The organism is Isoptericola sp. Y541 (assembly GCF_059445465.1).
The window spans coordinates 611221-629967 of record NZ_JCAIUJ010000001.1; the positions used below are offsets into that span (position 1 = coordinate 611221).

The following is an 18747-nucleotide window of genomic DNA, read 5'->3' on the forward strand; positions in this document are numbered from 1 at the left end:
ACCTTGCCCCGCGCGACCAGGGTGAGGTTCAGGGGCATCCCCGTTCTGCCGGACCCCGGTCGGCGCCTACGTTCGACACCATGATCGAGGCACACGGACTGTCCAAGATCTACCGCGACAAGACGGCCGTCGACGGCGTCACCTTCACGGTGCGCCCCGGCGTCGTCACCGGATTCCTGGGGCCCAACGGCGCCGGGAAATCCACCACCATGCGCATGATCATGGGTCTGGACCGGCCCTCCGCCGGCTCGGTCGTCGTCAACGGCCGGCCGTACGCGGAGCACCGCTCACCGCTCACCCAGGTGGGCGCCCTGCTCGAGGCGAAGGCCGTGCACCCCGGGCGCACGGCCGAGCAGCACCTGCGGGTGCTCGCCGCCACGCACGGCATCCCGGACCGGCGGGTCGCGGAGGTCGTCGAGCTCACCGGGCTCACCGCCGTCGCCCGCAAGCGCGTGGGCGGGTTCTCGCTCGGGATGGGCCAGCGCCTGGGGATCGCCGCCGCCCTCGTCGGCGACCCGCGCACGCTCATCCTCGACGAGCCCGTCAACGGCCTCGACCCCGAGGGCGTGCTGTGGGTGCGCAACCTCGCCCGCCGGCTCGCGGGCGAGGGCCGCACCGTGTTCCTGTCCAGCCACCTCATGAGCGAGGTCGCGCTCACCGCCGACCACGTGATCGTCATCGGCCGGGGCCGCATCCTCGCCGACGCCCCGGTCCGGGAGATCGTCGACGGCGCCTCCCGGCGCGTGGTGCGGGTGCGTGCACCCGGGGATCCGGGCGCGGCCGAGCTGCGCGGCGCGCTGGAGCGCGCCGGCGCCGACGTCACCGTGCCCGAGAACATGCCCGGCAACCCGCCCGACGGCGCGACCGACGACCAGCTCGGCGACGGCGCACCGGCCGGGCTCCTGGAGGTCACCGGCCTGGACGCCGGCGCGATCGGGGAGATCGCCCTCACCGCCGGCGTCGCGCTGCACGAGCTCACCCCCGTGGCCTCGACCCTCGAGGACGCCTATCTCGAGCTGACCGCCGACGCGGTCGAGTACCGCACGGCGGCCGAGCACCACAGCGCCGAGCACCGCACCGCCGACCTGGCGACCACCGGCACCACGAGCACCACGAGCACCGGCACGACGAGCACAGGAGACCCGCGATGAGCTCCGTGACCAGTTCCCGGACCACGCCCGGCACGCCCGACGCCGACCGGCGCAGCGCGATCGCCACGCCCCTGGCCGGGACGTACGTGACCTTCGGCCGGATCCTGCGTGCGGAGTGGCTCAAGCTCTGGAGCCTGCGCTCCACGTGGTGGACCGTCGGGCTGACGGTGCTGCTCATGGCGGGCTTCGCGCTGCTCATGGCCACCACGCTCGGGGCGTCGACCGAGTCCCCGGAGATGCAACAGACCATGGGCACCGACCCCCGCCTGGCCGACCCGAACGGTGCCGTCGCCGTCACCTTCGGCTACGGGTTCGCGCAGCTCACCGTGGCCGTGCTCGGGGTGCTGTGCTTCACGAACGAGTACTCCTCGGGCATGATCCGCTCGACCTTCGCCGCCGCGCCCCGGCGCCTGGCCGTGCTGGCGGCCAAGCTCGTGGTGCTGACGCTCACGACGGCGGCGCTCACGGTGATCGGGCTGGGCCTGGCCTGGCTCGTGACCGCGCCGACGCTGGCGGCCGACGGCCTCGCGGTGGACTTCTCGGACGGTGAGCAGCTGCGCGCTCTCGCGGGCACGGTGCTGTACCTCGTCGCGGTCGCGGCGTTCGCCCTCGGCCTCGGCGCCGTGCTGCGCAGCACCGCCGGGGCGATCGCCACGGCCGCCGCAGTGCTGCTCGTGCTGCCGATCGTGTTCCAGGTCGTCACCGGCTCGCCCGGCGCCGACTGGGCGGCGGACGTCTACCGGCTCCTGCCCACCGTGGCCGGCGAGCGTGTGATCGCCACCGGCGCCACCCCGGACGAGCTGCTGACGCCCGGGGTCGGCTACGCCGTGCTGGTGGCGTACGCGGCGCTCGTCCTCTCGGCTGCTGCGGTCAGCCTGCGCCGCCGCGATGCCTGAACCGTTGTGGGCGCGATTTCGGGGACTATCCGCGGCCGGATAGTCCCCGAAATCGCGCCCACAACGGTTCAGGCGGCAAGGGTGACCGTGTCGGCGGTCGCCGGGGCCCGGACGTGGTGCGCCGCCGGCCCGTCGCCGACGGCGGTGAGCACGCGCACGGGCCGGCCCTCGGCGTGCTGCTGGTCGAGGCGGGCGGCGAGAGCGTCGTGGGCCTGGGCGACGAGGTCGACGAGGCGGATGCCGAGCGCCGCGCATACCGCGGCCAGCACCTCCGACGACGCCTCCTTGCGCCCCCGCTCGACCTCCGAGAGGTAGGCCGTCGACATCCGGGCCGTCGACGCGACCTCCTGCAGCGTACGGCCCTGCCGCAGCCGGGCACGGCGCAGGATGGCGCCCACCAGGTGCCGCAGGAGCGGCTCGCGCACGTGCTCGGTCCTCGTCCGCGTGCCCGCTCCTGTGCCCACCGTCATGCCGACGACGCTACCCCGCGCTCCGCGCCCGGCGGCGGGGTGGCGGGCGGGCTCTGCTGTCGTTCTGCTACGGGCAGAAGCCGGGAGCGTCCCGCGCGGCTGCTGCCGAACAGCACGCCGCCGACGACGAGCACGGCGCCGACGCCCTCGGGCACGGTGACGCGCTCGCCGAGCATCAGCCACGCCGCCGTCATCCCGACCACCGGCACCAGCATGGAGAACGGTGCGACGACGCCGGCCGGGTGCCGGGCCATGAGCCACGTCCAGATCCCGGAGCCCAGCACCGTGGCCACGACCACCGTGTAGGCCAGGCCGACGAGGGCTCCGACCGCTCCGGGCTCGTCCCACACCGTGAGGGAGCGGGTGATCTCGCCCGGCCCCTCGACCAGCAGGGACAGGGCGAGCATCGGCAGCGGTGGCACCACGGACATCCACAGCGTGAGGCGCAGCGGGCTCTCGGGCCGCGCCTGCCGGTTGCAGACGTTACCGATCGCCCAGCCGAAGGCGCCGGCCAGGGTCAGAAGGAACGGGACGACGCTCGCGCTCGCGGCCTGCTGCCACGCCACCAGGGTCAGGCCGCCGACCGCCACGAGGATGCCCAGCATCTGGCGCCCGCTCACCCGCTCGCGCAGGAACGTCGCACCGAGCAGCACCGTGAACGGCCCGGACATCTGCAGCACCAGCGACGCAAGGCCGGCGGGCATCCCGGCGGCCATGCCCCAGTAGAGGAACAGGAACTGCAGGGCGCCGAACCCCATCCCGTACCCGACCACCCACCGCACGGGCACCTGCGGCCATGGCACGAGGAAGACGGTGGGGATCGCGATGAGCGCGAAGCGGAGCGCCACGAGGAACATCGGCGGGAAGTGGGCGAGCGACGCGTCGATGGCGATGAAGTTCAGCCCCCACAGGAGGGCGACAAGGGCGGCGAGCAGGCGGTGGCGAGCGGGCATGCGTCCAGCGTCGCGGCACACACGGTGAAGGACAAGCGAAACTTCCTTCACTCTGTCTGTAGCCTGCCTTCATGGACGCGCGACACCTGGAGCTGCTCCGCGAGCTCGCCGACCGCGGCAGCATCACGGCGGTGGCCCGTGCCACCCACCGGACGCCGTCGGCCGTCTCCCAGCAGCTCAGGACGGCGCAGCGCGAGCTGCGCGTCCCGCTGGTGGAGCCGGCCGGGCGCGGGCTCCGGCTCACCGAGGCGGGCCGGCTCCTTGCCGAGGGCGGCGCGGACGTCGCGGCCGCCCTCGCACAGGTGCAGGCACGCTGGGACGCGTTCCAGGGCGAGCCCTCGGGCACGGTCACCGTGGCCGCGCTGGCCAGCGCGGCCACCTTCCTGCTGCCCGGCGTCATGCGCGACCTCGCCGGCACGGCGATCTCTCTGCACGTGGTCGACGTCGACATCGCGGAGGCCGAGTACGGCGCGCTCACGGCGGACCACGACGTGGTGGTCGCGCACAGCCTCACCAGCGTGCGGCCCGACGGGGCCGACGGGCTCACCGTCGCGCCGCTGGCCCGCGAGCCCCTCGACATCGCGATGGCCGCCGGCCATCCGCTCACGCGGCTACCGGTGGTCCGCCCGCGCGACCTCGTCGAGTACGACTGGATCGGTGTGCCCGTCGGCTACCCGTTCGACACCGTGCTCCAGACGATCGCGCGCGCCACCGGCGCCGAGCTGCGGGTGGCGCAACGGCTGCGGGACAACCGCCTCATCGAGGCCCTTGTCGCCACCAGCGACCGGATCGCCGTGCTCCCCCGGTTCACCACGCCCACCGGCACCTCCACCGGCACCGACCTGGAGCTGCGCGAGCTGGCCGACGTCGCGTCCGCCCGGCATATCTCCGCCGTGCTGCGGCCCGACCGCGCGGAGCGGCTGGCCGTGCGGCGCGTCGTCGACGCCTTCCAACGCGCCGGCGCCGACGTCACCGCCGTGATGGCCGGCGGCCCGGCGGTCTGACTCGGGACGGACGGCGACGATCAGAAGTCGCCGTACAGGTCCCAGTACAGGAGCTGGCTCTGGTCGAGCGCGTCCGGATCCACGGTCTGGGTCGACGTCGCCATCGGCGCGTCGTCACCCGTCGGGCTGCCCAGGAGGATGCCGGCGGCGGCGAGGCCGACGCTCACGACCGTCGCGACGCCGACGGTGAGGAGCGCGCGCGCGAGGTCGCCCAGCCGGCGCTTCGTGCGGGCAGGCGCGATGCGGGCAGGCTCCGTGCGGGCGGGTGCCGGGCCGGCCGGCGCCGGCTCGGCGTCGACGAGCCCGGCGACGAGCACGTCGAGCTGGGCCGGGGTGAGTCCTTCGAACGCCTCCGCGAGCCCGGTGTCCAGCCGCGGCCCGGCCCTGCGGACCGTCGTGAGGTAGCGCTCGATCGCATCCCGGTCGCCACGACCGAGGCGCCCGCCCATGTCAACGCCCCGGCGCACGGCGGACCACCTGCTGGAGGACCCAGCCGTTCCCGTCGGGGTCGGCGAACGAGGCGAACGTGCCGTAGCTGTCCTCGTCGGGGTGCGGCCCGGCGACCCGGTTGGCCTCGCCCGCCCAGTGGAAGACGCCCTCGGCGTCGTGCCAGAGCTCGCTGACGTCGGCGCCGCGCTCGAGCAGCTCCGCACGCGCCGCGGCGATGTCGGCGGTGACGAGATGGAGCCCCTGGAGGGAGCCCGGCTCGGAGGCGGTGAGCTTCTCGCCCACGATGATGGATGCCTCGGACCCGGGCGGTGTCAGCTGCACCACCCGCAGCCCCTTGTCGGTGCGGAAGTCGGCGTCGAGCCGGAAGCCGAGCCCCTCGTAGAAGGCCTTCGAGCGGTCGACGTCCGCGACGGGGACGACGACGATCTCGAGCTTGAGCTCCATGGTGTTCCTCCGATGATCTCAGCGACCGGTACGTCACCGGTTCAACTGGTGACGACCATGCCACCGCTCGCGTCACCCGTCAAGCAGGTGACTTATACGTCACAGAGCCTTGTCGCGCCCTCGGTTACCTGTCAGGATGGTGACGTGATGCATGCCTTCCCCTGCGGGACCCTCGCCCTCGACTTCGTCGGCACGCTGCGCGCACGGCGCAACGAGGAGCCGACGGAGATGCTCGCCTCGCCGCCGGACCTCGACGCCTGGTTCGTCGAGTCCGGGCTCCTGCCCTCCGGAACCACCTGCGACGAGGACGACCTCGAGGCCGCGCTCGAGCTGCGGGAGGCGATCTACGCGCTGGCCTGGGCCCGCCTGCACGACCTGCCGCTCCCGGCGGACGCGGTCGGCGTCGTCAACCGGGTCGCGGCGACCGCGCCGCTGACTCCCGTGCTGGGCGCGCAGGGCTGGTCGCGGGACGGCGGTCCCGCGCAGGCGCTCTCGCAGGTGGCGCGCGAGGCCGTCGAGATCGTCGGGGGCGGGCAGGCACGGACGCTCCGGGAGTGCGGGCGGCCCGAGTGCACGCAGGTCTACCTCGACCACTCCCGCGGGCACCGTCGCGAGTGGTGCTCGATGGCGACCTGCGGGAGCCGCATGAAGGCCGCGGCCTACCGGGCCAGGAAGAAGGCGGACGCCGCCTCCTGAGGTGCCCCCGCCCGGGATCGAACCGGGACTGGGCCGGGTTTAAGCCGGCTGCCTCTGCCAGTTGGGCTACGGGGGCGAATACGCCGAGAGCGGGCGCCCGGCCGACCTCGCAGGAGGTCGACCCGGCGCCCGCTCACGGTACCGGTGCGGTGTCAGCCCTTCTCGGCGCGCTCGGCCGACGACTCGGCCTTCTGCTCCACCTTCTCGCCCGGCTTCTTCGGCGGCACGGACGCCTTGCGGAACTCGTCGCGCGGGTCGTGCAGCGAGCCGAGCGAGACGATCTCGCGGCCCATGATGGCCTGGCCGATCCAGCCGATGAGGATCCGGACCTTGCGGTTGCCGGTCGGCATCGCCATCACGTGGTAGCCGCGGTGCGCGAGCCAGGCGAGCGGGCCGCGCAGCTTGAGGAAGCCGAACAGCTCCGCGACGCCCTTGTACATGCCGAGCGAGGCGACGACGCCCACGCTCTTGTGGGAGTACTCCTCGGGCTGCTGCCCGCGGCTGATCGCGATGATGTTGTCCGCGAGCTTGGTCGCCTCGCGGATCGCATGCTGCGCGTTCGGGGGGCAGAAGCTGCCCGGGTTGAGCACGTCGGGCACCGCGGCGCAGTCGCCGGCGGCCCAGGCGTCGGGGACGATCTCGCCGTCGTCGGTCGCGACCTGGAGGGTCGGCTTCACGATGACGCGGCCGAGCTTGTCGACCGGCAGGTCCGAGTCCTCCTTGATGACCGGGTTCGCCTTGACGCCCGCGGTCCACACGATGGTCTCCGTGTCGAACTCCACGCCCGTGGAGGTCACGACGTGCCCGTCCACGCAGGAGCTGAGGAACGTGTTGAGGTGGAACTCGATGCCGCGCTTCTTCATCTCCTCCAGCGCCCACAGCCCCATGGGCTCGGACACCTCCGGGAGGATGCGGCCGGAGCCCTCGATCATCACGAAGCGCAGGTCGTCCGCGTCGATCGTCGGGTAGTTGCGCGTGGCGTACCGCGCCATGTCCTCGATCTCGGCCAGCGCCTCGACGCCGGCGAAGCCGCCCCCGACGAACGTGAACGTGAGCATGCGCTTGCGCAGGTCGGCGTCCCAGGTGGAGGACGCCACGTCCATGCGGTTGAGCACGTGGTTGCGGACGGCGATGGCCTCCTCCACGTTCTTGAAGCCGATCGCGTTCTCCGCGAGGCCCGGGATCGGCAGCGTGCGCGACACGGAGCCGAGGCCGACGACGAGCTGGTCGTAGGAGACCTCGTAGTCCGGCCCCTCCTCGGGACGGATCGTCACCCGCTTGTCACCGTGGGCGATGTGCACGGCCTTGCCCTGCAGCACGTCCACGCCCTTGAGCGCCTTGCGGTGCGGGGCGACGACGTCGCGGGCGTCGATGGAGCCCGCGCCCGCCTCCGGCAGGAACGGTGCGTACGTCATGTACGGCCGCGGGTCGACGACGACGATCGCCGCCTCACGCTTGCCGAGCTTGCGGCGCAGCCGGCGCGCCACGTAGAGGCCGACGGACCCACCGCCGAGGACGATGATTCGAGGCACCTTGCGGGGCCGCGGGGCCGCTGCGGGCGCGGCCTGGGCATGGGTGTCCGACGACAGAACGTTCTGAGGCATGGACACCATTCTACGACCGCTCCGGCGGCCCGCAGTCGGGCGTCCACGGTGCGACCCCCCGGGGCCCCCGATCGCCCCGGATCAGCCGGCCGCACCCTCCGTCGCCGCCGTCGTCTGCGCTGCCGAGCCGCCCTTTCCGGGCGGTGGCGTGGTGCTCCGCGACGACGGGGACTTCTCGGGCTCGGGCGTGCTCGAGGGCTCAGGCGACGACCCGTCCGACGGGTCACTCGACGCGCCCGACCCCGCGCCGCCGACCGACGTCGGCGCCTTGAGGAACGGCCATGGCATCTCCTCGGGCTGCACGCCGACCTGGGGCTGGAAGCTGCCGCCGTCGTCGGACCACTCCATCCCGTCCTCCGGCACCGCGCGCATCGGGTAGACGTTCCACCGCTCGCGCCCGTCGTCCGCCGTCCTCGGGCTGAAGTACCACGCGCCCTCGACGTCGGGCACGGTCCACGCCTGCTCGTCGCCGACGGTCGTCACCGTCCGCACGGGGCGGCCACGGTCGTCGAAGAGCTGCACGTCCTTGATCGGGTCGCCATTCGCGTCGTAGGCGAAGAGGTTCGACACCTGCATGCCGTCCACCCACACGCCGTCGCCGTCGGAGGCCTCGCCGTACCCGACGTTGAGGGCGTCGTCCTGCCCCGCCGAGTACCCGGCGCCGTACGAGCCGCCGCCACTCGTCGAGCCGTGCACCGACTCGTCGTAGGTCGCGCTCGCCACCGCGGGCACCAGCAGCACCGCCGCGACCGACGCCGCGACCGTGGCGCGCGCCTGCCACAGCTGCGGCAGCCACCGCCCCCGAGCCCACTGCACGCTCACGAGTGCGCCGAAGGCCATGACCAGCAGCTCCCCCACTCCGGCAGGCACCAGCGAGGGGCGGTCGCGCACGAACCACGCCACGAGCAGGGCGCCCCCGATCCAGCCGCGCGCCACCCACCAGACCGGGCGGACGTCGGCCCCGAGGCGGCGCAGCCGCGCCCACTGGGGCGTGCTCGTGACCGGGCTCCAGGCGCGGCGCCAGCGCTCGACGAGGAGCGCCCGCCGGGCGGCAAACGTGCGGCGGCCGCGGCGGCGCCGCCCGCTGCCCGGCACCGCCGCGGGCAGCCCCGCCGCGGCGCGCAGCTCCGCCGCGTACGACTCGGCGGGCCCGAAGTGCGCGACGAGGTCGAGCGCGACGTCGTCGGCCGGGCCGTACCCGGCCCCCCAGGTCCCGGCCGCGCGCGCCGTCCCGGCGGTCGCCGCGGAGAGTGGCGCCACGGCGTCGGTGAGCGCCTCGGCGAGATCGGCCTCGAGCCCGTCGGTCAGCTCGTCGACGACCTCCGGGCCGAGGTCCTCGAGCTGCAGCCGGACCGCCTGGGCGTACCCGCGGGCGTGCGCCTCGAGGACGGTGCCGAGGGTGGGGTGGGCGCCGCCGGGGGTCCCGGCGCTGTCGTCGGTGATCATCATGCGACCTCGTTCCTGCTTCCGAGGAGGCCGCCGACGGTTCCGGCGAACTCCTGCCACTCCTTGCGCTGGATCGCGAGCATCTCGCGCCCGTGCGCGGTGATGCCGTAGTACTTGCGGTGCGGGCCGGTCTCCGACGGCACGACGTAGCTGGTCAGCGCCCCCGCCGCATACAGCCGGCGGAGCGTGCCGTAGACGGAGGCGTCGCCCACGTCGTCGAGGCCCCGGGAGCGCAGGCGGCGCACCACGTCGTACCCATACCCGTCGTCTTCCTCGACGACGGCGAGCACCGCCGCGTCGAGGACCCCCTTGAGCAACTGCGTCGTATCCATCCGGCTCTCCTCCTGAGTGCTTCGCCACAGACAGTAGTGCGCGATGCGGAATAGTGGAAGGACGCGCCGGAACGATGCCGGTCGGGCTTGCGTCGCTCAGGCGAGCGAGAGCGCGATGCCGTCGAGGATGTCGCTCTCACTGGTGACGACGTGCGTCAGCGCGCCGCCCGCGGCCGCGACATCGTCGCGCACCCGCGTCACGACCTCCGACCAGACCAGGGCCCCCGCGCCGATGACGTCCGCGCGGCCGGGGTGCATGAAGCCGAGCGCGACGCGCTGCTCCCGGGTGCGGTGCAGCAGGTCGTCGCACGCGGCGAGCACGTCGTCGGTGGCGAGGACCGCGCCGTGCACCCGGTCGCGCCGGTACTCCGGCAGCGCCAGCGCGTGCGCCGTCACCGACGTCACGGAACCGGCGAGCCCGACGAGCGTCGCGGTCCGGCAGAACGGCACCTCCAGCGCTGCCTTGTCCAGGGCGGCGCGCACGTCGGCGCGCGCGGCCTGCTCCTCGGCGGCGGTGGGCGGGTCGGAGTGCAGGTGGCGCTCCGTCATGCGCACGGACCCGATGTCGAGCGAGAGCGCCGCCTCCGGCGTCGTCGTGCCGAGCACCAGCTCCGTGGAGCCACCGCCCAGGTCGACCACCAGGTACGGCCCCGCGTGCTGCGCGGCCACTCCGACGGTCGCGCCGCGGAACGACAGCTCGGCCTCCTCGCGCCCGGAGACGACCTCCGGGTCGACGCCGACGGCCGCCCGGACGCCGTCCGCGAAGGCCTGCCGGTTGCGCGCGTCGCGCGTGGCCGACGTCGCGACGAAGCGAACGCGCGTGGCGCCGGCCTCCTCGATCACCCGCGCGTAGTCGCGCGACGCCGCGAACGTGCGCGCGAGCGCCTCCGGGGCGAGCTCGCCGGTGCGGTCCACGCCCTGCCCGAGGCGGACGATGCGCAGCTGCCGGTCCACCTCCGTCAGCGTGCCGTCGGGGCCGATGTCGGCCACCAGGAGGCGGATGGAGTTGGTGCCGCAGTCGATCGCCGCGACCCGCGCACCGGCGGAGGAGAAGGTGGGGCGTTCAGTCACGCGGAAACCTTCTCACCCGCCACCGACCTCTCGCTGGTCGAGAGGCGATGCCGGCCGACGCCGTCAGCAGGTGCAGCGGTCGGGCCGCCACTGGTCGCGGACCATGGCGAGGGCCTCGTCGCCGAGCGGGTTCACGCCCGGCCCAGTCGCCAGCGCGTGCCCCATGAGCACGTGGATGCACTTGACCCGCGTGGGCATGCCGCCCGCGGAGATCCCGTCGATCTCGTCGACATGACCCAGCTCCTCGCGCCGCGCCAGGTAGTGCTCGTGCGCCCGCCGGTACGCGGACGCGAGCTCCTCGTCCTGCCCGAGCCGCTCCGTCAGCTCCTTCATCACGCCCCGCGCCTCGAGCCGCGAGGCCGCGGCGACCGCGCCCGGGTGCGTCAGGTAGTACGTGGTCGGGAACGGCGTGCCGTCGGGCAGACGCGGCGCGGTGCGCACCACCAGCGGGCGGCCGCACACGCAGCGTGCGGCGATGCCGACGACGCCGCGCGGCTCGCGCCCCAGCTGCTCGGCGAGCACCTCGAGGTCGCGGTCGGTGACGACCGACGAGTCGGTGGGGGGCTGCTGGTCGGTCACGGGTACCTCGGAGGGCGGTCGGCGGGCGGGACGGCGCCCATTCTCCCCCGGCTGCGCCGCGCGGCGCGCACGGGCCGCGCGTACGGTCGCGTACGGTACCGCTTAGGCGTGCCGTCCCCCGCCCCGTCCCGAGAGGTCCACCGTGGCCGACGACCAGCTCCGGGCCATCGTCCTCGAGGACGATGCCGACACCGCGGCCTTCCTACGCATCGCCCTCGAACGGTACGGCGGGATGCACGTCGACACGGCCGGCACCGCAGAGGGGCTCCTGGCCGCCCTGCGGCAGCACTCCTACGACGTCCTCGTGAGCGACATCCAGCTCCCCGGGCGGTCCGGTCTGGAGATCCTGCCCGAGGTGAAGCAGCTCGACCCCACGTTGCCCGTGATGATCGTGACGGCGTACCCGACGGTCAGCCGTGCGGTGGAGGCGATCCGTGGGCAGGTCGACGATTTCCTGGTCAAGCCCGTCACCGCGTCGCAGGTGGTCGAGCGCGCCACCGAGCTCGCGCGGCAGGCGCGGGAGCGGCGCAGGTCCTCCCGGCAGCGGGTGCTCGCCGTCGGCGCGCATCCCGACGACGTCGAGATCGGCGTGGGTGCGACCCTCGCCGCCCACGCCGCCGCCGGCGACGAGCTCGTGATCCTCACCCTGTCCGGCGGCGCGGTCGGCGGCGAGTCCGCCGCACGCCGCGCGGAGGCACGCGCGGCCGCCGACGTCGTCGGCGCGCGGCTCGTGCACCTGGACTTCCCCGACACCCGCCTCGACCCCGCCGACGGGTTGATCGCCGCCGTCGAGGAGGTGGTGCGCGACCTGGACCCCCAGCGCATCTACACGCACGACGTGCACGACCGGCACCAGGACCACCGGGCAGCCCACCGGGCGGTGGAGATCGCGGCCCGCACCGTGCCGAGCGTCTGGTGTTTCCAGAGCCCGTCGTCCACGGTGGCATTCGCGCCGAACCAGTTCGTGGACATCGAGGGGTTCGTGGAGACCAAGCTGCGGATGCTCGCCGCCTACGCCTCGCAGGCGCACCGGGAGTACATGCAGCCGGACGTGGTGCGTGCGACGGCCCGCTACTGGTCCCGGTACAGCCGCGCGCGGGAGGTGGAGCCGCTCGAGACGCTCCGCGCGAGCGAGACGGTCGCGGCCGCGTCCGCGGTGCGCGCCGACCTGGCCGTCGACGGCCAGGGTTCCGAGCTCCTCCACAGTGCGGAGGGACGATGACGCGCCGGTCGGCGGGGCGCGACGGCTCGGCCCACCCCCTCGACGCATGGTTCGCCGACGACGCGGTGGGCCTTCGACAGCTCCCCGGCACGATCTCCGTCGGCGTCGTCCTCGCCGTCCTCCTCTTCCTGGCCCCCGGCATCGAGATCAGCAGCCCTGCGCAGGTCACGACGGGGGCCCTGACGATCGCCCTCGTCCAGGTCGTGGGGTTTGCGGGCCGCTGGGACAGGTGGCCGCACGCCTGGCAGCTCGTGCTCCCCCTGGCCCAGATGGTCGCCATCGGGCTGATGGGGGACGGGTTCGGTCACGCCGTCACCGCGCTCGACACGCTGTTGTTCCTCCCGGTGGTCAGCCTCGCGCTGCAGCCTGGTCGAGCCGGCCTGGTGCTGGCGATCCTCGGCTCCGCCACGGTGCTCCTCGCGCCGACGATCTGGCAGGACGTCCTCCCCCGATGGGTCCCCTCACCGACCCACGCGCTCGTAGACCTGATCATCATGGGTTTCGTGGCGGTGGGGGCGCACGGCATCGTCGACCTGTCCCGGCGGCAGGCCCGCCAGCTCGAACGTGCCCGGGACGAGCTCGCCGCGAGCGCGCACCAGCTGCGAGACTCCCGCGACACCGTGCGCAGCATCCTCGAGGCTGCCACCGCGCAGGCCTTCCTCGCGACCGACTCCGAGGGCACGATCGCCTCCGTCAACACGGGAGCCGTCCGGCTCTTCGGTCGGCCGGCGCAGGATCTGGTCGGTCTCGTCGTGACGGATCTCCTGGTCGGTCGGCCGCCCTTGGCCGAGATCCTGGGCGCCGCCGCTGCCGGGGGCACGCAGGTCGACGAGTGGGACTACCAGCTCCCCGACGGGTCGCGCCGCGTACTCGAGCTGGTCGTGACCCCCCGCCCGGCCCTCGCCGGCCCCGAACCCGAGCTGCCCACGGGTTACCTGGCGGTCGCGACCGACATCACGGCGCGCCGCGAGGAGCAGCGCAACCAGGACGCGTTCATCGGACTGGTGAGCCACGAGCTGCGCACGCCTCTGTCCGCGATCCTCGGGTACGTCGATCTGCTACGGCTCGGCGGGGACCGCCTCGACGCCGAGGCGCGCGAGTACGTGGACGTCGTGGAGCGCAACGCCCACCGCCTGCTGGGCCTCGTGGACGACCTCCTGACGAGCGCGCAGATCGTCTCCGGCACGTTCATGCTGACGGCCGCGGAGGTCGACGTGGTCCAGGTGGTCCGGCAGACGGTCGAGAGCGAGCTGCCCACCACCCGGTCTGCCGGGGTGCGTGTCACGGTCGACGGGGATCCGTCGGTGCCACTCGTCTCCGACGCCGCGCGATTGGCGCAGATAGTCCACAACCTGCTCTCCAACGCGGCGAAGTACACCCGCAGCGAGCACGGCGGCCACGTCCGGGTCGCGGTCACGTCGGGGACGACGCCCGACGGGACCCGCCTGGCCCGGCTGCAGGTCACCGACGACGGCATCGGCATCCCACCCGACGAGCTCGACCACGTGACGGAACGCTTCTACCGCACGCGCGACACGCGGCGCCGCCAGGTCCGCGGCGTCGGCCTGGGACTCGCACTGGTGGACCAGATCGTGCACGACCACGGCGGGGAGATGGCGATCCGCAGCACGCCCGGCGAGGGCACCCAGGTCGAGGTCGCCCTCCCAGACCTCACGGCAGCCAGCCCTCCGCCAGCGCCGCCCAGTGTGCGCCGGTCAGATGGAACAACGGGGTGACGTCGAGGTCTCGGACGCTCCTTCGTCTCGGCGGCCTCCACCGCGCGAGGCGGGGGGCGATCCTCAGTCCCCAGGCTCGCCCTGGTCGACGAGCCCGTGCACAGACACCGTCCCGCTCCGGTCCAGCTTGTCCCATCGGTTCTCCGCGTTCCCGAGCTCGCGCCGAACGGCCTCGAGCACGACGAACGTCATCATCAGGGAGTAGAGGGGCCACAGGACGACAGTCCACAGCTGCCGCAGGTCGCCCGGGGAGCGGTCCAGGAGCAGCGCGAGCAGCAGCAGGCCCAGCGACAGCGGCAGGCCCACCAGGAGGATCCACGCCCACCACGACGTCGGCAGCCACCCGGGCCCGTCGACGGCGACGAGCACCGCGAGGGCCGCCATGCCGAGCACCTGGAGGAACGGGGCGACGATCTGCGCGAACGAGTTGTACGCGAGGTAGATCCCGAACGCCCCGTACCGCGGACGGCCGATCATCGAACGGTGCAGCTCGGTCGCCTGCAGCAGCCCGCGCGCCCACCGCACCCGCTGCCGCCACAGCCCCCGGAGGGTGGACGGCGACTCCGCGTACACGAGGGCGTCCGGCGCGAACGTGACGTGGTACCCCTCGCGGTGCACCCGCCACGTGAGCTCAAGGTCCTCGCCGAGGGTGTCGGTGCGCAGCGGCCCGGTCTTCTCCAGGACGTCGCGCCGGAACGCGCCGATGTTGCCGGACACGACGGGAAGGCAGCCCAGCACGTCCAGGGCGCGGCGCATCAGCCCGGTGCCCACATGGCTGATGAGCGCCAGCAGCCGCGTCTGCACGCGGTCCAGGTTCACCGGCCGGTCGCTGCCGCACACCGCGCCCACCTGGGGCTCCCGGAACCCGCGCAGCATCCGCGTGATCGTGTCGGGTCGGAAGAGCCCATCCGCGTCGACCAGCAGGAGCACCTCTCCGGTGGTCGCCGCGATCCCCGTGTTGAGGGCGGCGCCCTTGCCGGCGTTCTCCTGGCGGATCGCGGTGACCGCCGGGTGCGCGGCGGCCAGTGCCTGCATGCGTGCGTACGTGTCGTCCGACGACCCGTCGTCGACGCACACGACTTCGTACCGCGGGTAGTCGCTGCGCAGGATCGACCGCACGCAGTTCTCGATCACCACCGACTCGTCGTAGGCGGGGACGATCACGCTCACCTGCGGCGGCTCGAGGAAGAGCGGCCCGTACCCGGCCGGTCCGGTGCCCACGCGCCGTTGCCGCACCTCGAAGACGAGCGCCCACGGCACCAGCACGAGCCGCCCCACGCCCACGACCAGCAACGACAGGCCGAGCACCAGCACGAGCGCCGTCAGCACCGTGACCATGCCCTCACCCCGGCCAGTCGGTGAGGACCGCGTCGATCAGCTCGGGCGCGTCGGCCGACACCGCGCCGAAGCGGGAGTTCACCTCGAGGATCACCGGGGTGCCGTCGTCGAGCCGGCGCACGTCCATGTCCAGCGGGCCGACCAGGTCCAGCTTCTGCGCGGTGCGCGCTGCCAGCTCGGCAACGTCGGCCGCCGCACCGTCGGGCAACCGCTCGACGGAGGCGGCGTTCCCGACGCGTCCCTCCTTGAGCGCGGTCTTCGCCAGGACCACGACCGTGCACCGGCCCGTGGCCGGCGACCGGTACACCTGCGGGCTGTACTCGTCGCCCGGCGCGAAGGCCTGCACGATCCACGACCCGTCGACGGCGGCCCAGACGGGATCGTCCGGCGACTCGACGACGTGGACGCCCCGACCGCCGCGAGCGACGCGCGGCTTGACCACGACGGGGCCGCCGGCCCTCGCCAGCGCGTCCGCGGCCGACGTCGGCTCGTCGGCGGCCACGAACCACGGCACGGCGACGTCCTCGCGGGCCAGCGCCCACATGGTCAGGAGCTTGTCCGCCGCCACGGCCGTGGGGCCGGGGGCCGACAACACCACACCGTCCCCCAAGCCCGCAGCCTCGGCGAGCACGGCGAGCCGGGGCAGCTCCTCGGAGACGGTCGGCACCACGACGTCGGGGCGATGGCGCTCGAGCAGCTCGAGGGTCGCCCGGTCGTACGCGGGATCGAGTGCCCCGGGGACCGGTTCGACGACGTCGAACCCCGCGACGGCGACCGGGTCCAGGTCGACCCCGACGACGCGCCGTCCGGCGGCGTCCGCGCGGCGCGCGAGCTGCGCTCCCAACGTGCGGCCCGCCGGTCCGGCCGCGCCCGTCACGAGGAGCGTCCGCACCCTGGGACCAGCAGTCGTCATGCTCGGATCGTAGGGTCGCGCACCCCGAACCGCAGGGGGACGGACCGTCGCTGTCAGTCTGAGGCGCCGTCCGCGACCTGCACCGACTCCCACACGGACTGATACCAGGGCACGCCGGGACCTGTCGCCGTTCCCACCGGGCCGTCGTCGACGGCCTCGCCCGTCACGGGGTCGACGTCGTCCGGGCCGGCCGCGTCGGGGTCGACGACACGCCACACCTTGTCGGACGGCATGACGAAGCTGAGGCGCGAGCGCGCCTGCTCCTCGACGTACGACCGGTCCTCCCAGCGCCCGAGCTCCACGTCCAGGCGGTCCCGCTCCGACTCGTGCTGCGCCAGCTCCGCGCGCAGCCGGTCGAGCTCGCCCGCCTGCTGCACCGCGCCGCGCACCGTGGGCAGCAGCAGCACCACGGCCAGCAGCACCACCACCGACAGCACGATGAGGCGGACGGTGAGCACCTCCGGCAGCACCAGTCCGTAGCGGCTGCGCCGGCGGTCCTCGCGGGCCGGTCCGACCGGGCGGCGCGTCCCGCGCCGACCGCTCGACGCCATCCGGCCCGAACCGCCCTTGCCCGCCCCCTTGGCTTTGCCCGCCGCGCCGGCCGCCTTCGTGCCGGACTTTGCTCCAGCCGACTTCGTGCCGGACGCCTTCGGGCGGGGCGACGACGACGCGCCGACCGACCTGTTCGCCGTCGTCGTGGGCCGTGCCGAGCCGCCGCGCGCGCCCGAGGGCCGCGACGCGGGACGACGCGCGGCGGGCGAGGACGGTCGGCGGGCAGGCACGCCCCGATTCTGCCGATCCGCGACGCCCCGGCCGGGGACCGTCGTCGGCGCGCCTGCGAGGTAGTCCGAAACTCCGCGAGGTAGTACGAGGCGTGGTCTGCGCAAGACGAACGCAGCGACGAGACCTCCCGCACCACCGAGCCCGCAACCCGAACTACCTCGCGCAGATCAGGACTACCTCGCCAAGTTTCGAACTACCTCGCCGAGTTTCGAACTACCTCGCCGAGTTTCGACACGACCTCGCGGGACGACGACGGCCGGCCGCCCTCGCGGGGCGACCGGCCGTCGTCGAGGCTCCGGGGTGTCAGACCTGGAAGCGCGGGAAGGCCGAACGGCCGGCGTAACGACCGGCGTCGTCCAGCGCCTCCTCGATGCGCAGGAGCTGGTTGTACTTGTTGATGCGCTCGCCACGGGCGGTGGCGCCGGTCTTGATCTGGCCGGCGTTGGTGGCCACGGACAGGTCCGCGATGGTGGTGTCCTCGGTCTCGCCGGAGCGGTGCGAGGTCATCGTGGTGAAGCCGTTGCGCTGCGCGAGCGTGACGGCGTCGAGCGTCTCGGTGAGCGTGCCGATCTGGTTGAGCTTGACCAGCAGCGAGTTGGCGGCCTTGAGCTCGATGCCCTTGGCCAGGCGCTCCGGGTTGGTGACGAACAGGTCGTCGCCCACGATCTGCACCTTGTCGCCGATGCGCTGCATGAGGGCGCTCCAGCCCTCCCAGTCGTCCTCGTCCAGCGGGTCCTCGATGGAGACCAGCGGGTAGTCCTCCACGAGCTGCTCGTAGTACTCGATCATCTCGGCGGCCTGCAGGCTCTTGCCCTCGAACGCGTACTTGTCGTCGGAGAAGAACTCGGAGGAGGCGACATCGAGCGCGAGCGCGACGTCCGTGCCGGGCGTGAAGCCGGCCTTCTCGATGGCGGTGATGATGAGGTCGAGCGCGGCGCGGTTGCTCGACAGGTTCGGCGCGAAGCCGCCCTCGTCGCCCAGGCCGGTGGACAGGCCCTCGGACTTCAGGACGGACTTGAGGGAGTGGTAGACCTCGGTGCCGGTGCGCAGGGCCTCCTTGAAGGAGGAGGCGCCGATCGGCGCGACCATGAACTCCTGGACGTCCACGTTCGAGTCCGCGTGGGACCCGCCGTTGAGGATGTTCATCATCGGCACGGGCAGGACGTGCGCGTTGGGGCCGCCGATGTAGCGGAACAGGTCGAGGCCGGACGACTTCGCGGCGGCCTTCGCGACGGCGAGCGAGACGCCGAGGATCGCGTTGGCGCCGAGCTTGCCCTTGTTCGGGGTGCCGTCCAGCTCGATCAGGGTCTGGTCGATGATGCGCTGCTCCTCGGCGTCGTAGCCGATGAGCTCGGGGGCGATGTCGTCGATGACGGCGTTGACCGCGCCCTCGACGCCCTTGCCCAGGTAGCGGGCCTTGTCGCCGTCGCGACGCTCGACCGCCTCGAAGGCGCCCGTCGAGGCGCCCGACGGGACGGCCGCACGCGCGAACGTGCCGTCGTCCAGCGCGATCTCCACCTCGACGGTGGGGTTGCCGCGCGAGTCGAGGATCTCGCGTGCTCCAACGGCTTCGATGCTTGCCACGGGTGCTCCTTCAGACGGGGACCGCGGGCGACCCTGCGGCATCGCCCGAGCGAGTGTGCCCGGGGCCGCTGACGC

19 protein-coding genes and 1 tRNA gene are annotated in these 18747 nt (G+C 73.4%); 6 read left to right on the forward strand and 14 right to left on the reverse strand.

The window, feature by feature from the left end:
• The first annotated feature begins 80 nt into the window (after positions 1-80).
• Entirely contained in the window at positions 81-1151 is a 1071-nt protein-coding gene (locus tag AC1C2V_RS02765; protein ID WP_495388034.1) for an ABC transporter ATP-binding protein, read from the forward strand.
• The gene (locus tag AC1C2V_RS02770; RefSeq protein ID WP_495388035.1) at positions 1148-2047 is read left to right on the forward strand and encodes a DUF2705 family protein; all 900 of its coding nucleotides are present in this window, start codon (positions 1148-1150) and stop codon (positions 2045-2047) included. The genes AC1C2V_RS02765 and AC1C2V_RS02770 overlap by 4 nt, the downstream gene beginning before the upstream one ends.
• 68 nt (positions 2048-2115) lie before the next feature.
• On the opposite strand, the gene AC1C2V_RS02775 is transcribed toward AC1C2V_RS02770, so the two are convergent.
• Entirely contained in the window at positions 2116-2517 is a 402-nt protein-coding gene (locus AC1C2V_RS02775) for a helix-turn-helix domain-containing protein (RefSeq protein WP_495388036.1), read from the reverse strand.
• A complete protein-coding gene (locus tag AC1C2V_RS02780; protein WP_495388037.1) occupies positions 2514-3470 on the reverse strand; it encodes an EamA family transporter in 957 nt (318 codons plus the stop codon). Before AC1C2V_RS02780 ends, AC1C2V_RS02775 begins: the two co-directional genes overlap by 4 nt.
• Positions 3471-3541: 71 nt before the next feature.
• Between AC1C2V_RS02780 and AC1C2V_RS02785 the strand changes: the two genes are divergently transcribed.
• Positions 3542-4474 (forward strand): LysR family transcriptional regulator, encoded by a 933-nt coding sequence (locus AC1C2V_RS02785; RefSeq protein ID WP_495388038.1) that lies wholly within the window; start codon positions 3542-3544, stop codon positions 4472-4474.
• A gap of 20 nt (positions 4475-4494) precedes the next feature.
• Here the strand turns inward: AC1C2V_RS02785 and AC1C2V_RS02790 are convergent, their stop codons facing one another.
• Complete coding sequence (locus AC1C2V_RS02790) at positions 4495-4941, reverse strand: hypothetical protein (protein ID WP_495388039.1); 447 nt, start codon at positions 4939-4941, stop codon at positions 4495-4497.
• The gene (locus AC1C2V_RS02795) at positions 4925-5368 is read right to left on the reverse strand and encodes a VOC family protein (RefSeq protein ID WP_495388040.1); all 444 of its coding nucleotides are present in this window, start codon (positions 5366-5368) and stop codon (positions 4925-4927) included. Before AC1C2V_RS02795 ends, AC1C2V_RS02790 begins: the two co-directional genes overlap by 17 nt.
• A 147-nt stretch (positions 5369-5515) precedes the next feature.
• On the opposite strand from AC1C2V_RS02795, the gene AC1C2V_RS02800 reads away from it, so the two are divergent.
• Positions 5516-6064, forward strand: a complete 549-nt coding sequence (locus AC1C2V_RS02800) for a CGNR zinc finger domain-containing protein (RefSeq protein WP_495388439.1) — start codon at positions 5516-5518, stop codon at positions 6062-6064.
• A gap of 2 nt (positions 6065-6066) precedes the next feature.
• Here AC1C2V_RS02800 and AC1C2V_RS02805 read toward each other — a convergent pair.
• The 6 genes from AC1C2V_RS02805 to AC1C2V_RS02830 form a co-directional block, all read right to left on the reverse strand.
• A tRNA-Leu gene (locus tag AC1C2V_RS02805) sits at positions 6067-6140 on the reverse strand.
• A 76-nt stretch (positions 6141-6216) separates the two neighbouring features.
• On the reverse strand, positions 6217-7668 hold the full coding sequence (locus tag AC1C2V_RS02810) for an NAD(P)/FAD-dependent oxidoreductase (protein WP_495388041.1): 1452 nt from the start codon (positions 7666-7668) through the stop codon (positions 6217-6219).
• Between the two features lie 81 nt (positions 7669-7749).
• The gene (locus AC1C2V_RS02815) at positions 7750-9117 is read right to left on the reverse strand and encodes a hypothetical protein (RefSeq protein ID WP_495388042.1); all 1368 of its coding nucleotides are present in this window, start codon (positions 9115-9117) and stop codon (positions 7750-7752) included.
• Positions 9114-9446 (reverse strand): PadR family transcriptional regulator, encoded by a 333-nt coding sequence (locus AC1C2V_RS02820; protein WP_495388043.1) that lies wholly within the window; start codon positions 9444-9446, stop codon positions 9114-9116. Before AC1C2V_RS02820 ends, AC1C2V_RS02815 begins: the two co-directional genes overlap by 4 nt.
• Positions 9447-9542: 96 nt before the next feature.
• A complete protein-coding gene (locus tag AC1C2V_RS02825; RefSeq protein WP_495388044.1) occupies positions 9543-10517 on the reverse strand; it encodes a Ppx/GppA phosphatase family protein in 975 nt (324 codons plus the stop codon).
• 63 nt (positions 10518-10580) lie between these two features.
• Positions 10581-11096 (reverse strand): DUF501 domain-containing protein, encoded by a 516-nt coding sequence (locus AC1C2V_RS02830; protein WP_495388045.1) that lies wholly within the window; start codon positions 11094-11096, stop codon positions 10581-10583.
• 142 nt (positions 11097-11238) lie between these two features.
• On the opposite strand from AC1C2V_RS02830, the gene AC1C2V_RS02835 reads away from it, so the two are divergent.
• Both AC1C2V_RS02835 and AC1C2V_RS02840 read left to right on the forward strand, forming a co-directional pair.
• Positions 11239-12318, forward strand: coding sequence for a PIG-L deacetylase family protein (locus tag AC1C2V_RS02835; protein ID WP_495388046.1), 1080 nt, complete (start codon positions 11239-11241; stop codon positions 12316-12318).
• Entirely contained in the window at positions 12315-14054 is a 1740-nt protein-coding gene (locus AC1C2V_RS02840) for a sensor histidine kinase (RefSeq protein WP_495388047.1), read from the forward strand. The genes AC1C2V_RS02835 and AC1C2V_RS02840 overlap by 4 nt, the downstream gene beginning before the upstream one ends.
• A gap of 63 nt (positions 14055-14117) precedes the next feature.
• On the opposite strand, the gene AC1C2V_RS02845 is transcribed toward AC1C2V_RS02840, so the two are convergent.
• The 4 genes from AC1C2V_RS02845 to eno form a co-directional block, all read right to left on the reverse strand.
• Positions 14118-15392 (reverse strand): glycosyltransferase family 2 protein, encoded by a 1275-nt coding sequence (locus AC1C2V_RS02845; RefSeq protein ID WP_495388048.1) that lies wholly within the window; start codon positions 15390-15392, stop codon positions 14118-14120.
• 4 nt (positions 15393-15396) lie between these two features.
• Positions 15397-16305, reverse strand: a complete 909-nt coding sequence (locus tag AC1C2V_RS02850; RefSeq protein WP_495388049.1) for an ATP-grasp domain-containing protein — start codon at positions 16303-16305, stop codon at positions 15397-15399.
• 53 nt (positions 16306-16358) lie between these two features.
• Positions 16359-17087, reverse strand: coding sequence for an FtsB family cell division protein (locus tag AC1C2V_RS02855; RefSeq protein WP_495388050.1), 729 nt, complete (start codon positions 17085-17087; stop codon positions 16359-16361).
• A 304-nt stretch (positions 17088-17391) separates the two neighbouring features.
• Entirely contained in the window at positions 17392-18672 is a 1281-nt protein-coding gene (gene eno / locus AC1C2V_RS02860; RefSeq protein WP_495388051.1) for a phosphopyruvate hydratase, read from the reverse strand.
• Positions 18673-18747: the final 75 nt, after the last annotated feature.

Excerpts from the sequence above, each read along its gene's own strand:
- AC1C2V_RS02795 (WP_495388040.1), bottom strand. The coding sequence starts at position 5,368 with ATGGAGCTCAAGCTCGAGATCGTCGTCGTCCCCGTCGCGGACGTCGAC.
- AC1C2V_RS02800 (WP_495388439.1), top strand. The coding sequence starts at position 5,516 with ATGCATGCCTTCCCCTGCGGGACCCTCGCCCTCGACTTCGTCGGCACG.
- AC1C2V_RS02770 (WP_495388035.1), top strand. The coding sequence starts at position 1,148 with ATGAGCTCCGTGACCAGTTCCCGGACCACGCCCGGCACGCCCGACGCC.
- AC1C2V_RS02780 (WP_495388037.1), bottom strand. The coding sequence starts at position 3,470 with ATGCCCGCTCGCCACCGCCTGCTCGCCGCCCTTGTCGCCCTCCTGTGG.
- AC1C2V_RS02815 (WP_495388042.1), bottom strand. The coding sequence starts at position 9,117 with ATGATGATCACCGACGACAGCGCCGGGACCCCCGGCGGCGCCCACCCC.
- AC1C2V_RS02820 (WP_495388043.1), bottom strand. The coding sequence starts at position 9,446 with ATGGATACGACGCAGTTGCTCAAGGGGGTCCTCGACGCGGCGGTGCTC.
- AC1C2V_RS02840 (WP_495388047.1), top strand. The coding sequence starts at position 12,315 with ATGACGCGCCGGTCGGCGGGGCGCGACGGCTCGGCCCACCCCCTCGAC.
- AC1C2V_RS02845 (WP_495388048.1), bottom strand. The coding sequence starts at position 15,392 with ATGGTCACGGTGCTGACGGCGCTCGTGCTGGTGCTCGGCCTGTCGTTG.
- AC1C2V_RS02850 (WP_495388049.1), bottom strand. The coding sequence starts at position 16,305 with ATGACGACTGCTGGTCCCAGGGTGCGGACGCTCCTCGTGACGGGCGCG.
- AC1C2V_RS02810 (WP_495388041.1), bottom strand. The coding sequence starts at position 7,668 with ATGCCTCAGAACGTTCTGTCGTCGGACACCCATGCCCAGGCCGCGCCC.
- AC1C2V_RS02765 (WP_495388034.1), top strand. The coding sequence starts at position 81 with ATGATCGAGGCACACGGACTGTCCAAGATCTACCGCGACAAGACGGCC.
- AC1C2V_RS02785 (WP_495388038.1), top strand. The coding sequence starts at position 3,542 with ATGGACGCGCGACACCTGGAGCTGCTCCGCGAGCTCGCCGACCGCGGC.
- AC1C2V_RS02775 (WP_495388036.1), bottom strand. The coding sequence starts at position 2,517 with ATGACGGTGGGCACAGGAGCGGGCACGCGGACGAGGACCGAGCACGTG.